The following is a 12,980-nucleotide window of genomic DNA, read 5'->3' on the forward strand; positions in this document are numbered from 1 at the left end:
CCCTTTCATTTTGTGCGGCGGTGCTTATAATGAGGAATGACAGCGAAAGGAGCTGGACATGACGATTGAACAAAGCATTGCGTTTTATGAACAACAGGCCAAATTCGGCGTGAAATTGGGACTGGATACGGTACGCGATCTCCTGCACCGTCTGGGCGATCCGCAGAAGGATATGCCGTATCTTCATATCGCCGGAACGAACGGGAAGGGATCCACGGCAGCCTTTCTGTCGACCATCCTGGTCGAAGCCGGCTATCACGTGGGACTCTATACGTCGCCTGCATTGGAACGTTTTAATGAGCGCATTCAAGTAAATAACGTGCCTATTTCGGATGATGCCATTATTCGTAACACTGCACGCGTTCAGCAGGCGGTGGACGAAATGAAAAAGGGCGGAGTGAATTTACCCAGTCAGTTCGAGCTGGAAACGGCTCTTGCGTTTCTCTGCTTTCAGGAAGCCGAGGTGGATATGGTTGTCCTGGAAGTCGGCATGGGAGGTCGTCTCGATGCCACCAACATTATCGAAAAACCGTGGGTGAGTCTCATCTGTTCTATTTCACTGGACCATACCAAATATCTCGGCAACACCTTATCCGCCATTGCCGGTGAGAAAGCGGGCATTATTAAACCCGGTTGCCCGGTGGTACTCTATCCGCAAGAAAAGGAAGTGGAAGAAACCGTTGAAGCGGTTGCTAAACGGCAGGATGCGCCAATACTTAAGCCTGACTTTAGCTCCCTTGTGGTTGAAAGCGCATCCCTTGACGGTCAGCGTTTCACTTGGACGGATGCTGAAGGAAAAGTCTGGCCAATTTCATTATCCATGATGGGGGACTATCAGATGCCCAATGCGATCATGGCGCTCAGCGCAATTTCCTTATTGCGTAAAAACGGTAGGATTGCTCTTGATGACGACGCGATTCTTCGCGGCTTGCAGAAGACCGCCTGGAAGGGACGTTTTGAAAAGGTACTGGATTCTCCGCTCACGATCTTAGACGGTGCGCATAATCCCGGCGGAGCGCGTCTGTTCGCGCAATCCGTTAAGGATTTTTTGGGAGATCGACAACTTGTCATGGTGTTGGGTATTTTGGCCGATAAAGAAATTGACAAAATGCTGGATCTTTTTCTGCCTCTGGCCAAGCATGTGATCACCTTAACACCGGATAATCCGCGTGCCATGCCGGCAAAAGAACTGGCTGAAGAGATTCGTCAACGCGGGTGTGAGGCTACACCATGCGATCGTTTGGAAGAAGCCTGGAATGCAGCAAAAAAGTATTGCACGACCCAAAATAGTGCCGTGGTCTTCGTCGGATCGCTCTATATGATCGGACACGTGCGCACCTATCTCAAACATGAAGGAGAATAGCATGCAACAGAATCCAATTTTTCAGGTCGGTCATCATCAATTTAAGGCTGACGGTGCTTGTCGAATCTGTGCCATCGTCAATGTTACGCCGGATTCCTTTTCGGATGGCGGAAAATGGGACACGACGGAAAAAGCGGTGAATCATGCGCTTGTACTTTTAGACGAAGGTGCGGATATGCTGGATATCGGCGGGGAATCCACTCGCCCGGGCTCGCATTACATTGCGATCGAGGAAGAAATCGGTCGCGTAGTACCGGTGATTAAAGCGCTGCGTGAGAAGACGGATGCGTTGATTTCGGTGGACACCTGGAAGGCGCCGGTGGCAAAAGCTGCTCTGGAAGCAGGATGCGATATCATAAACGATATTACCGGTCTTATTGGCGATGAGAACATGGCGAAGGTCATTGCTGAAAAGCAGGCGGGACTCATCGCGATGTTTAATCCGGTTGTTATCCGTCCCGACCATCCCAACAGCAAAAAGTTCCCGACCTTCGGAGAAGGAAAAGCGTTCACAGACGAAGAAAAACGAGAGGCGGCGACGGAAGAAGACATTCTTGTGCTACTGCATCGTTATCTCGAGCGAAGCCTGGCGATTGCGAGAGAAGCCGGCATTCCAAAGGAACATATCCTTCTCGATCCGGGCATCGGCTTCGGTCTTTCCAAACGCGACAATTTGCGTCTGATCCAGCATGTACCGGATCTTCATGCCATGGGGTACGGTATTTTCCTTGGTGTTTCGCGGAAACGCTTCATTGTCAATATGTTGCAGGAGGCAGGTTATTGCGTAGATCCGGATACCGAGGAAGGATTCCGTCATCGCGACGTCGCTTCCGCCATACTTACGGCCTTGGCTGCTCGGGAAGGCGTAGAGGTCGTTCGTGTGCACACGGTGGCGGAGCATCGTATGGCGGCCATGGTTGCGGATGCGGTTCGTCTGGCGGACCAACAGGAAGACATCAATTTCGGGGGCTACGCCCAATAAAAATGCGATAGGGAATAAAAAAGACGGTGAATCGATTCGCCGTCTTTTTTGTCTTTTGTATTTTATTCCTGTTGATGCAATTCCTCATAGAGCTCTCGTATGGCTTTATTGCGCACCGGATGAAGTACGAAGGGTGCAATTTCATTCAACGGATCCAGCACAAAGGCGCGTTCGGTCATGTACGGATGCGGAACAGTCAATCGCTCCGACTGAATAATTTCGCGATCAATCAAAAGGATATCCAAATCGATGGGGCGCGGTCCCCAATGTTCCTGACGAATCCGTCCCAGATCGGCTTCAATCTGTTGCAAAATTGTCAGCATATCTTCCGGCTCTTCAAAACTTTGGACCTCTACGACTTGGTTCAGAAAATCGGGTTGATCGGTTTTACCCCATGCCTTCGTCTCGAAAATGGAAGACAATTCTGTCACTACCAGGCTTGATTCCTTCATGGCCTTGAGGGCTTGCTCCAGATTCGCTTTACGATCGCCCATGTTGGTACCAAGCGCAATCCAGTAGGTGCGCATTTTACGAGTGATTGAGACCTCCGGATAATCCAGAGGAAGACCGATGGGGGCGAAAGGCTTTTTTATAGAAACGGTCGCTTTACGAACAAAGGGAAAGAGAGAAAAAATGTGCTGAATAATATGATAAGCACATGTCTCGAGAAGATCATATGTGTTTTCCGTTAGGAGACGGGAAATATCCTGACAAAGCAGGCCGTAATGGATGGATTGCTCTAAATCATTTTCTACGGCGGCTTGTTTCATATTGTAGGCGCAATCCACAGAAATCAGAAATTTCTGTCCCAATTTTTTTTCCTCCGGAAAAAGTCCGTGATGGGCAATAATTTCCAGATCTTTTATGCGCAAATGATCCATGATGCCTCCTAATAACGTAGCGTTCGATTTTTTCGTTCCTCCGGCCAATAACAAAGATCGATGGCCGGACAGTGCGCACACGGTCGTGATAGTTTATCGGCGCGATAAAATAGTTCCGTCAGCGGATTCTCGCCGAAACTTCGATGGCTACGAATGAGAGAAAGCACCGTTTCCTTTTCTTCATCCGTAAAAGTAGAATGTACTAAAAATTTCTCGGCGATATTTGCAGAAGCCTCATCGTGTGCAAGGCCGGAGGTCATTTCCTCTACACGCCCGATATCATGCAATAACGCGGCGGTATAGAGTACGTCCTTGGAAACGGAAAGCCCTTCTTCAAGAGTGAGAATATACGCGATACGTGCCACGCTTAAAAAATGGTTCAGGTCATGCTTACAAAATACGCGCTCTTTTTCCAGCTCCTCCAGACGGGATAGAAGCGTCGCATAATATGGGTCTTGATAAATCCGATTCGTATTTTCCATCGGTTCTTCCGCTCGTTTTAGGGTATTCATCAGAAATCCATTAAGCGATAGACTTCATTTTTCAGGGCCTCATCCTCTTCGATGCTGCCCAATGCGCAGGCCGTGACCGTTTTGGTGCCCGGCTTTTTAATGCCGCGCATCGTCATGCAAAGATGTTCCGCTTTTGCTACAACCAAAACGCCCTTCGCACCCAAATAGTCGCGAAGCGCTTCCGCAATTTGCTGTGTCATGCGCTCCTGAATCTGCGGCCGCTTGGCATACACTTCCACCGTACGGGCGAGCTTTGACAGGCCGGCGACTTTTCCGTTGGGAATATACGCAATGTGTACCTCTCCGTAAAACGGAAGGAGGTGATGTTCGCATAGGGAATAGAACGGAATATTTTTTTCAATGATGATGTTGTCATTGACAAATTCGAAGGTTTTGGAGAGATGGTTTTCGGCCGTCAATTCCAACCCGCCAAAGAGTTCTTCACAGGCGCGCGCTACGCGTGCCGGTGTTTCCAGAAGGCCCTCGCGATCGGGATTTTCACCGATACCCTCTAAAAGCAGGCGAACGCCTTGTTCAATCTTTTGGGTGTCCATAGGATATCCTTTCTGTTGTCGAGAGAAGCCAAAAATCGGCTTCCTGCAAAGTGCTTCTATTGTACTCTATATTGTTGACGTTGGCATAAACCTTCTAGATTCTTATCCCAAAACAATTGTATCTCTACATAAACCATAATAATAAAAAATATAAATAATTTTACATTTTCGCAAAATGATATATAATTTAGTAAGAAAGGAGGGGAATAGGAATACATGAATTAGCATTGAAAAATTTCCAGAACGTTGATCATTTGCAGAAAGGAGTCAGAAATGCAGAATCGTTTATCTAAATGGTATATCGTATTAGTTGTATTTTTCACACTCATGTTGATTCCTAGTCATGTATTTGCAGTTCAGGAGAATGCTATTCCAGATGAAGAACAATTATATTCGTTGGCTTATTCTTTTATCTTTAATACTTTTAGTCAAGAAGCGACGGGAAGCGTGAATGAAGAGCAAGTCGATAAGAATGCAGATAATTTTCTTACATATTGTTATTTAAGACTTGAACATAACAAACTTGGTCAAATTCCTATTGACTCTAGAAAAATGAACTTAGAAGTCAAGAAAATTATCATCAATGATCCATATGTTGATGTTATGTTTAGGGCTACAGAGTATATTCAATACAGTGGTTATGAGAAGACTAGCATTTTAGGTTGCAATTATTATATCCGATTCACACGCGTTAATAATGAATACAAAATTGTTAAAGCGTTTGATGGAGGAGTCTTTGAGAATGAAATAATGGCATATGTCGAAGCCGATTACCCTGAAGAGGTTAATACATTCAAACAAAAAGTATGTTGGGAAAAGTTAGAATCAAATGAAATTCTTTCTGCCTTTGAAAAAGAAAAAGAGAATGTGTTGGATGAAATCAATTATGATTATAACGATATGGTTGAGGCAAGCTTAGATGATTTGAAAGTTTTATTGAACGAAACAACATCTTCAAATTATCCTGCATTTGAAATGGTCAGCAATAGAATGAAAACTCAGGTTAGTTCAGCTCCTACCGATGCTCAACGTAATGCAATGAGAAGCTATATGGAGAGATGGGCGTATGATCGAAATCCGGCCTATTTAGATGTGTCACCATATGGTGGTGATTGTGCCAATTATGCTTCACAAATACAACGAGCCGGTGGAGCTAGATTTGATACATCAGGTAATATGTCACAAAATTGGTTCTACTATAATTCAACACCTGAGACGGGACGTTCATACTCATGGACTAGTGCGAGTTCGTTGCATGAATACTTGAAGACAAATTCGTCCGGCGGCATGAAAGGTTCTCGATATTGGATTCATCTATATGGACAGTGGTTAAAAGTTGGGGACATCGTATTTCTTTATAGAAGAACATCTTCAGGCAATAAAAGTCAGCCTTGTCACACATTAACCACCAGTAGTCCGGATAGTGGTGCAGATAATTTTTTGGTTACTGCACATACAGTAGATTGTCTTGATAGACCGATATCCCGTTATTCTAGCGCTATGTACAATAAGTTGGCAATGTATATTTCGTACCAATAAGGAGGGATCGATTTATGAAACCGAAGTGGTCAAGAAAGTTACTGTTAAGCTTTTTCGCCCTGTGTTGTCTCTTTTCCGTCGGTTGTCAGTCCCCTACGCCAAAGGAAGAAAAGTCGGAAATGAATCGTTTCTTTCTGTCCGCAGAAAAGCCCTATCCAAAGACAACCATGCTCTCTCCGGTTTTGGACTATGATTCGGATGAGTCGATTGTCTTTCATGACTATTATGGAACCTTCGTCTATTCCCTGAAACAGGAAAAAATGCTCTTTACCATTGACCAGCGTTCAATCGGCTATCGCTATACGCAAGGAGATGGTGCCGTTGATGTTCGTTATGACGAGAAAAACAAGCGCCTGTTCTTCTTTAGCGATCGTCCGGAGTTGGTGGACTCGGTGCCGGCACATGGCGATTGTCTTGACTGGGAAACCAAACAAATGAAGACCATCACGAAGGATGAATTCGATTCTGTTGGGTATTCGTCACCGACCGGTGCACTGGAAATTACGAACAGCACTTCCTTGAACGGGGTGCAATATCATCCGGCAAAAGAGGATAAGGTATATTATCCCTTAGTCGATGCATGGGAGTAGCGTGTGCTTGTTATCTGAATGAAAATATGGTAAAATATACATGATTGATGTTGTCTTGGAACAAGAGCGGATCCCCGCTCTTGTTTTTTTCAGACCGGAAGGAGGCCTGATGAAGCAGAGTTTGGTAAAGACCTGGCGGCCGCGTTTTGACGAAGTGGTGAAAGAGGTCGGCTATGAGTTGTTGGATGTCGAGTTTGTGCATGAACAGGGAGACAATATTCTGCGTTTTTTCATCTACCATCCCGACGGCATTACCGTAGATGACTGTGAAGCGGTCAGCAATGTGCTCAGCTCGAAATTGGATGAATGGGATCCCATCGATCAACATTATCTGCTTGAAGTCAGTTCGCCCGATCTTTCGCGGCCGTTAAAAACGGATCGCCAGTTGGAGATTAATTTCGGCAAAAAAGTGGAGATCGGCTTTTACAAAAAAGAAAACGGATCAAAGCAATTGGTTGCCACGTTGATCAACTTTGATGATGAGGCCATTGTGGTGAACGACAAGGAGAATGAACGCCGCTTGCTGCGTGCGGACATTTCCCAAATTCGTCCGTATATCGCATTCAATTAAAGAATAGTAAGGAGGAAAGAGAAGGTACATGAACAAAGAGTTACTGCAAGCCCTGGATGAATTACAGAATACGAAGGGCATCTCAAAAGAGGTCATATTAGAGGCGATGGCGAAAGCGTTGGAGAAAAGCTACGAGAAAAATTTCCAAGATGAGACCAATGTGGAAGTCGTTGCCGATGCGATGACTGGAGATTTTCATGTCTATCAGCTGCGGGAAGTCGTAGAAAAGGTCGAAGATCCCATTCGACAGATTCGCCTGGAAGAAGCGGTTGTGCGCTATCCCAAGGTGCAGGTGGGGGACAGTATTCGCATCGAGGTACAACCCGATAACTTCGGTCGCATTGCCGCCCAGACGGCACGAAACATCATTATTCAGAAACTTCGCGATGCTGAACGCGAAGCCGTATATGATGCCTATATTGACCGCATGAAGGAAATGATTGTCGGAACGGTACAACGCATTGACAACAATAATGTCTATATCAACCTGGGAAAGACCGAAGGCGTGATTACAAAAAGAGAGCAGATTCCCGGCGAACACCTGCATGTCGGCGATCGGGTGAAGCTCTATGTTTGTGATGTCCGCATCTCTTCTCGAGGACCGCAAATTCTTCTTTCTCGCGCCCATCCGAATCTGGTCGCGCGCCTTTTTGAACAGGAGGTGCCGGAAATTAGCGATGGTGTAGTGGATATTTATTCGGTATCCCGCGAAGCCGGGTCACGAACGAAACTCGCCGTTTGGTCGCATGATCCGAACATTGACCCGATCGGCGCTTGTGTCGGGTATAAAGGAAATCGCGTAAATCTTATCGTAGATGAGTTAATCGGCGAAAAAATGGACATCATTATTTATAGCGAAGATCCCAAGCAGTTTATTGCTAACGCGTTGAGTCCATCGGCGGTAAACAAGGTGATTCTCCATGAAGAGGAGAATTCTGTGGTAGTCATTGTGCCGGATGATCAGCTTTCGCTTGCCATTGGAAAAGAGGGGCAAAATGTACGCCTGGCTGCGCGTTTGACCGGTTGGAAGATCGATATTAAAGGGCAGTCGCAGTACGATGCCGATCCCTTAGCTTTTGAGGAAGAGGATAGTCGAGAAGAACCACTCGATCTGTTTGCGCTTCCCACAGAAAAAGAGTCCGAGTCGAGAGTGCAAGAGGATGTTCTTTCGACAGAAGGCGGCGAGGATGCCTAAAAAAGAACCGCTTCGCAAATGCGTGGTCTGCGGAGAACGAAAACCGAAATCTGATCTTCTCCGCGCGGTTCGTCTGCCTTCCGGGGAAGTATGTGTGGATAAAACAGGTAAATTGGACGGACGAGGCGCCTATATCTGTCGCTCGCTCGTCTGCATCGAAAAAGCGGAGAAAAAGAATCGTTTAAAAGCTGCGTTAAAGACGAAAATAGGAGAGTCCTTTTATGAAGAGCTGAAACGATCGATTGAGGAATCGAGGTAAAGATGAGAGTATACGAGTTAGCAAAAGAACTGGGAAAACCGACTGGTCCCTTTCGGGAATTTTTGAAAAAAGAATTTTCTCTGGAGTTTCCTTCCCATATGTCTGCCATTCAAGACAGTGATGTGGAGAGAATTCGCGCTTTCTTTGCCGATAAGAAGAGCGCCGTTCCGAGCGAGAAATCGGTGAAGGCAACAAAAACAGAAGAAAAGAAGGATACCAGGAAAGAAACGAAGAAGGAAACCAAAAAAGAAACAAAAAAAGACAAGCGTCGTTCTCAAAACGAGGAAGATGATGTTCATGTCCGCAAACCACACGTGGAAAAAAAGAAAAAGGATAAGCAGCATGTCCCGGCACGTGTCATGGAGGCGGAAGTAAAAAAAGAGGAAACGGCTTCATCACGCCGTAGACGCAAAAAAGCGGTAAAAAAAGAGAAGAATGTTGAACAGCGTCCCATCGAGACCGATGATGTGGACAGCATTATTGAAATTCCCGCCGAAATTACGGTAGGCGATTTTGCTAAGGCGATACGTAAAAATTCAATGGAGATCATAACCGAGCTCATCAAAATGGGCATCATGGCCGGTCTCAATGAATCCATCACCTTTGAGACGGCATCTAAAGTGGCGGAAAAATTTGACGTGCTTATTACCGAGCCCGAAGAATCGGATGTGGATGAAATCTTTGAGCCTCTTAATGTCCAGGATGATCCGTCCGAATTAAAACCGCGTCCGCCGGTTGTTACCGTGATGGGTCACGTTGACCACGGTAAGACGTCTCTTCTGGATGCGATCCGAAAAACCGCCGTTACGCGTGGTGAAGCGGGCGGCATCACTCAGCATATCGGTGCGTCGGTAGCTATGGTGGACGGAAAGCCCATCACGTTCATTGACACGCCGGGCCATGAAGCGTTTACGCAGATGCGCAGTCGCGGAGCGCAGACGACAGATATCGTTATTCTTGTCGTTGCGGCGGATGACGGTGTCATGCCGCAAACGATTGAAGCAATTAATCACTCCAAAGCGGCGAAAGTGCCCATCGTTGTTGCGATTAATAAAATGGATCGTCCGGGAGCGGATCCTAATCGCGTGATGACCGAGTTGGCGGAACAAGGTCTCGTCGCGGAAGAATGGGGCGGAGATATCATCATGATCCCGCTCTCCGCAAAAACGGGCGACGGAATAGAAGATTTGTTGCAGATGGTCGTCATGGTGGCCGAGATGGAAGAACTAAAGGCAAATCCGCATCGTGCAGCAGTTGGCGTCGTGTTGGAGTCACAAATCGAACGTGGACGCGGAGCGACGGCATCGGTTCTTGTGCAAAACGGTACACTTTTTGACAAAGATTATGTCGTATCGGGACAGGTAAGCGGACATATTCGTTCGATGTTTGACTCGCACGGCAAAAAAGTGCATAAGGCCGGCCCGTCCATGCCGGTAAAAATTACCGGACTTTCGGATCTTCCGGAGGCCGGGGATGCTATTTATGCGGTGGCCGACGAAAAGGTGGCCAGAAGCTTTGCCGAAAAGGTTGCCCAGCGTAATCGGGATGAACGTCTAAACAAAACCACCCATATTTCGCTGGACGATCTGCATATGCAGATTTCGGAAGAAGGATTAAAGGAACTCAATCTCATCGTCAAAACGGACGTGAAGGGAACAATTGACGCGCTTGCCGGATCGCTTGCTAAGTTGGGCAATCAGGAAGTCAAGGTCAATATCATTCACGGCGCGGTCGGCGGCATCAGCGAAAGCGACGTTATGCTGGCGGTGGCTTCCAATGCCATTATCATCGGTTTTAATGTCCGTCCGAACCAAGGTGCTATTCGTCAGGCGGAGCGCGATGAAATTGATATTCGCACCTATCGTGTAATTTACGACGCGATTGAAGACATTGAACAGGCCATCAAGGGCATGCTCTCGCCGACAATCAAGGAAGAGGTGCTTGGACGTTGTGAGGTTCGTGAAACCTTCAAGGTGCCGAACATCGGAACCGTTGCCGGCATCTATGTCACCTCAGGCAAGATTGTTCGTAACGCCGGGGTTCGCCTGTTGCGCAATGACGTTGTTATTCATGAAGGGACCATCTCCTCCTTACGCCGCTTTAAGGATGACGTGAAGGAAATTGCGACCGGATTTGAGGGCGGACTCGGAATTGACCGCTATAACGATGTGAAAGTCGGCGACATGGTGGAATGCTTCCATGAGGTAGAAGTGCCGGCGGAATAAGCGTCGATATCAAGGAAAAAGAAAGTGAGGGCGCCATGAATGAAAAACGCTTGGGGCGTATCTCTCAGGAAGTCAAGAAAGCGCTGTCGGAGGCGATCTTCTTTGCACTGAAGGATCCGAAAATCGCTTCGGTGCTCACCCTGTCGGAGGTTCGTGTATCGAATGATCTGTCCTATGCGGATATTTATGTCAGCGTGATGGGCTCCGATTGGGATAAGCGCCAGACGATTGAAGGACTCCGAAATGCGGAAGGGTTTTTGAAGAATTATCTGGCACATCATGTCAAACTGCGCCAAATTCCGGAACTTCGATTCCATTTGGATGACTCCATCGAACATGGCATGTACATGGATAAGCTTATTGCGGATACCTTACGTCAAGACGACGAAAACCGGGCAGCCAGAGGAGATGTAGACACAGAGACGGAGGAAGGAGCATGAGCGATTCTGCCATCGTTAACCGCCTGCTGCGTGAAGCACATACAGTGGCTATTGCCGGGCATGTCAATCCGGACGGGGACAGCTATGCCTCCGTCATAGGTCTTGGGCTGGCTCTACAAGACGCCGGTAAACAAGTGGACATGTTGGCAGAAGAAAAGATTCCTCATTTTTCGTATTTGCCGGCATTTTCCTGTCTTCGTCCGGTGGAAGATACGCGAAAATACGACCTTTTTATTAGCGTCGATCTTGGCGATACGTCCAGGATAGGGCGTCCGCTAATAGCGATGAAGAATAGTCGACACAGTATTAATTTTGACCATCATTTATCCAACGATGGTTCCTGTGACTACGCTGTCCTGGATCCGCTCGCCTCTTCTACCTGTGAAATCATTGCATCCTTTCTGCTTACAAACGGCTGGAAGGTATCGCCGGAGGCCGCTACGGCCCTTTATGCAGGGATTATCACGGATTCCAACCGCTTCTTGTATGATACGTCCGGTGCACGTACGCACCGCTTGGCGGCGGATTTGCTCGACTGCGGTGCAGATGCCAAGGCCATCTATCTACAAGAGTATCAAAATGAGAATCGGAATCGCATCGCATTTGAAGGATCTGTGGTGGAAAAGGCGCTCAGCCTTCACGGCGGTCGTGTGATGCTCGCAAATATTACGCAAGAATGGATTCAACACTACGGCCTCACGATGCCGGAAGCGGAAGGCGTCGTGGATACGCTTCGTAATCTTCAGGGAGTAGAGGTGGCTGTCATCCTGAAAGAGCAGACGCATGACATCCAAAAAGTCAGTCTGCGGTCCAAAGAATATGTGAACGTTGCGGAGATTGCAAAAACCATGGGCGGAGGCGGACACACAAAAGCCGCAGGCGCCACCGTAGAAGGAACGAACCAGGAAGTTTTCGTCATGTTGCGTACTCTCTTGGAAGGAATTGAGCGTCCATGATCGGCATCCTCAATGTATACAAAGAAGCCGATATGACTTCGTTTGACGTGGTGGCCATCGTTCGTCGTGTACTGGGCACGCGACGTGTGGGACACATTGGCACGTTGGACCCGATGGCCACAGGCGTTTTGCCCGTGCTAATCGGAAAAGCGACGCGTCTAAGCGAATATTTTGACGAAGGTGAAAAAGAATATGTCTTTACGATGCGCTTCGGGGAAGAGACGGATACCTTAGATTCTACGGGCTCCGTTGTTTTTCGAAGTGAAAGGACAAATGTCAATCAAGAAGAACTGCTTTTGCAAGCGAAACGCTTTGTCGGAACGTTTCAGCAACAAACGCCGCTTTATAGTGCTGTTAAGGTAAAAGGCAGAAAGCTTTATGACTATGCGCGCAAGGGCATATCGGTAGAGCGTCCCATGCGCACCATTACCGTATCCGCCTTAACCTTAGAAAAAATGGCGGACCAAGGAGCGGTTTTCCGTTGCCGCTGTTCCAAAGGAACCTATATCCGTCAACTGATTGCAGACATGGGGAGAGCGCTTGGTACGTATGCCACCATGACAGCGCTTGAAAGAACCATGGTCGGGGAATTCACTGTCGCGAAGGCCGTTCCCATCTCCAAACTAAAAGGTCTGTCGAGTGCGGAAGCGGCAAAATATATTGAGCCTGCAGATGTCGCTCTCCTGCATATCCCGGAAATCATTCTGGATGCAAAGCAGGCCCGGCGCGCTTCGCAGGGACAGGTGGTTGCCCTTTCTCAAAACGGCGAACATCTCGCAGATAAGGAACGATTCCTCCTTCCGCCGGGAGAGAAAAAGCTGGTGCGTGTATATGAAGCGTCTCAGTTTCTTGGCATCGGACTCTGTTGTCAAGAACGGTTGAAAATGAAGAAGATGCTCGCCGAATAGCGCGC

The 12,980-nt window shown here is 47.5% G+C and carries 14 protein-coding genes; 11 read left to right on the top strand and 3 right to left on the bottom strand.

Going from position 1 to position 12,980, the window contains the following annotated elements; genetic code table 11:
- Positions 1-58 precede the first annotated feature (58 nt).
- Both BN3910_RS02125 and folP read left to right on the top strand, forming a co-directional pair.
- On the top strand, positions 59-1,363 hold the full coding sequence (locus BN3910_RS02125) for a bifunctional folylpolyglutamate synthase/dihydrofolate synthase (protein ID WP_066923885.1): 1,305 nt from the start codon (positions 59-61) through the stop codon (positions 1,361-1,363).
- Position 1,364: 1 nt separating this feature from the next.
- Positions 1,365-2,345, top strand: a complete 981-nt coding sequence (folP, locus tag BN3910_RS02130; protein WP_066923887.1) for a dihydropteroate synthase — start codon at positions 1,365-1,367, stop codon at positions 2,343-2,345.
- A gap of 62 nt (positions 2,346-2,407) precedes the next feature.
- Here folP and folK read toward each other — a convergent pair whose 3' ends face one another.
- From folK to folE, 3 genes are read right to left on the bottom strand one after another with little or no spacing between them, the layout of a single operon-like run.
- Positions 2,408-3,226 (bottom strand): 2-amino-4-hydroxy-6-hydroxymethyldihydropteridine diphosphokinase, encoded by an 819-nt coding sequence (gene folK, locus BN3910_RS02135; RefSeq protein ID WP_066923889.1) that lies wholly within the window; start codon positions 3,224-3,226, stop codon positions 2,408-2,410.
- Positions 3,227-3,234: 8 nt separating this feature from the next.
- Positions 3,235-3,708 carry an HD domain-containing protein gene (locus BN3910_RS02140; protein ID WP_066926132.1) on the bottom strand — a complete coding sequence of 158 codons (474 nt, stop codon included), beginning with the start codon at positions 3,706-3,708 and terminating at the stop codon, positions 3,235-3,237.
- A 29-nt stretch (positions 3,709-3,737) separates the two neighbouring features.
- Positions 3,738-4,292 carry a GTP cyclohydrolase I FolE gene (folE, locus tag BN3910_RS02145; protein WP_066923891.1) on the bottom strand — a complete coding sequence of 185 codons (555 nt, stop codon included), beginning with the start codon at positions 4,290-4,292 and terminating at the stop codon, positions 3,738-3,740.
- 273 nt (positions 4,293-4,565) lie between these two features.
- On the opposite strand from folE, the gene BN3910_RS02150 reads away from it, so the two are divergent.
- The 9 genes from BN3910_RS02150 to truB all read left to right on the top strand — a co-directional run bounded on the left by BN3910_RS02150 (position 4,566) and on the right by truB (position 12,975).
- Positions 4,566-5,831, top strand: a complete 1,266-nt coding sequence (locus BN3910_RS02150) for an amidase domain-containing protein (RefSeq protein WP_066923893.1) — start codon at positions 4,566-4,568, stop codon at positions 5,829-5,831.
- Between the two features lie 14 nt (positions 5,832-5,845).
- Entirely contained in the window at positions 5,846-6,421 is a 576-nt protein-coding gene (locus BN3910_RS02155) for a hypothetical protein (protein WP_066923895.1), read from the top strand.
- A 109-nt stretch (positions 6,422-6,530) separates the two neighbouring features.
- Positions 6,531-6,992, top strand: a complete 462-nt coding sequence (locus tag BN3910_RS02160) for a ribosome maturation factor RimP (protein WP_066923897.1) — start codon at positions 6,531-6,533, stop codon at positions 6,990-6,992.
- 28 nt (positions 6,993-7,020) lie between these two features.
- Positions 7,021-8,187: a transcription termination factor NusA gene (nusA, locus tag BN3910_RS02165; protein ID WP_066923899.1), complete on the top strand. Its 1,167-nt coding sequence runs from the start codon at positions 7,021-7,023 to the stop codon at positions 8,185-8,187.
- Positions 8,180-8,446, top strand: a complete 267-nt coding sequence (rnpM, locus tag BN3910_RS02170; protein ID WP_066923901.1) for an RNase P modulator RnpM — start codon at positions 8,180-8,182, stop codon at positions 8,444-8,446. The genes nusA and rnpM overlap by 8 nt, the downstream gene beginning before the upstream one ends.
- Before the next feature lie 2 nt (positions 8,447-8,448).
- Positions 8,449-10,671 carry a translation initiation factor IF-2 gene (infB, locus tag BN3910_RS02175; RefSeq protein WP_066923902.1) on the top strand — a complete coding sequence of 741 codons (2,223 nt, stop codon included), beginning with the start codon at positions 8,449-8,451 and terminating at the stop codon, positions 10,669-10,671.
- A 35-nt stretch (positions 10,672-10,706) separates the two neighbouring features.
- Positions 10,707-11,111 carry a 30S ribosome-binding factor RbfA gene (gene rbfA / locus BN3910_RS02180; protein ID WP_066923904.1) on the top strand — a complete coding sequence of 135 codons (405 nt, stop codon included), beginning with the start codon at positions 10,707-10,709 and terminating at the stop codon, positions 11,109-11,111.
- Positions 11,108-12,067, top strand: coding sequence for a DHH family phosphoesterase (locus BN3910_RS02185; RefSeq protein ID WP_066923906.1), 960 nt, complete (start codon positions 11,108-11,110; stop codon positions 12,065-12,067). Before rbfA ends, BN3910_RS02185 begins: the two co-directional genes overlap by 4 nt.
- Positions 12,064-12,975, top strand: a complete 912-nt coding sequence (gene truB, locus BN3910_RS02190; RefSeq protein ID WP_066923908.1) for a tRNA pseudouridine(55) synthase TruB — start codon at positions 12,064-12,066, stop codon at positions 12,973-12,975. Before BN3910_RS02185 ends, truB begins: the two co-directional genes overlap by 4 nt.
- Positions 12,976-12,980 lie beyond the last annotated feature (5 nt).

Source organism: Murdochiella massiliensis, assembly GCF_900059565.1.
GTDB lineage: Bacteria > Bacillota > Clostridia > Tissierellales > Peptoniphilaceae > Murdochiella > Murdochiella massiliensis.

Coding starts and splice junctions, on each gene's coding strand:
- infB (WP_066923902.1), top strand. CDS start 8,449: ATGAGAGTATACGAGTTAGCAAAAGAACTGGGAAAACCGACTGGTCCC.
- BN3910_RS02160 (WP_066923897.1), top strand. CDS start 6,531: ATGAAGCAGAGTTTGGTAAAGACCTGGCGGCCGCGTTTTGACGAAGTG.
- folE (WP_066923891.1), bottom strand. CDS start 4,292: ATGGACACCCAAAAGATTGAACAAGGCGTTCGCCTGCTTTTAGAGGGT.
- nusA (WP_066923899.1), top strand. CDS start 7,021: ATGAACAAAGAGTTACTGCAAGCCCTGGATGAATTACAGAATACGAAG.
- BN3910_RS02185 (WP_066923906.1), top strand. CDS start 11,108: ATGAGCGATTCTGCCATCGTTAACCGCCTGCTGCGTGAAGCACATACA.
- BN3910_RS02150 (WP_066923893.1), top strand. CDS start 4,566: ATGCAGAATCGTTTATCTAAATGGTATATCGTATTAGTTGTATTTTTC.
- folK (WP_066923889.1), bottom strand. CDS start 3,226: ATGGATCATTTGCGCATAAAAGATCTGGAAATTATTGCCCATCACGGA.
- BN3910_RS02125 (WP_066923885.1), top strand. CDS start 59: ATGACGATTGAACAAAGCATTGCGTTTTATGAACAACAGGCCAAATTC.
- rbfA (WP_066923904.1), top strand. CDS start 10,707: ATGAATGAAAAACGCTTGGGGCGTATCTCTCAGGAAGTCAAGAAAGCG.
- BN3910_RS02140 (WP_066926132.1), bottom strand. CDS start 3,708: ATGGAAAATACGAATCGGATTTATCAAGACCCATATTATGCGACGCTT.
- folP (WP_066923887.1), top strand. CDS start 1,365: ATGCAACAGAATCCAATTTTTCAGGTCGGTCATCATCAATTTAAGGCT.
- rnpM (WP_066923901.1), top strand. CDS start 8,180: ATGCCTAAAAAAGAACCGCTTCGCAAATGCGTGGTCTGCGGAGAACGA.
- truB (WP_066923908.1), top strand. CDS start 12,064: ATGATCGGCATCCTCAATGTATACAAAGAAGCCGATATGACTTCGTTT.
- BN3910_RS02155 (WP_066923895.1), top strand. CDS start 5,846: ATGAAACCGAAGTGGTCAAGAAAGTTACTGTTAAGCTTTTTCGCCCTG.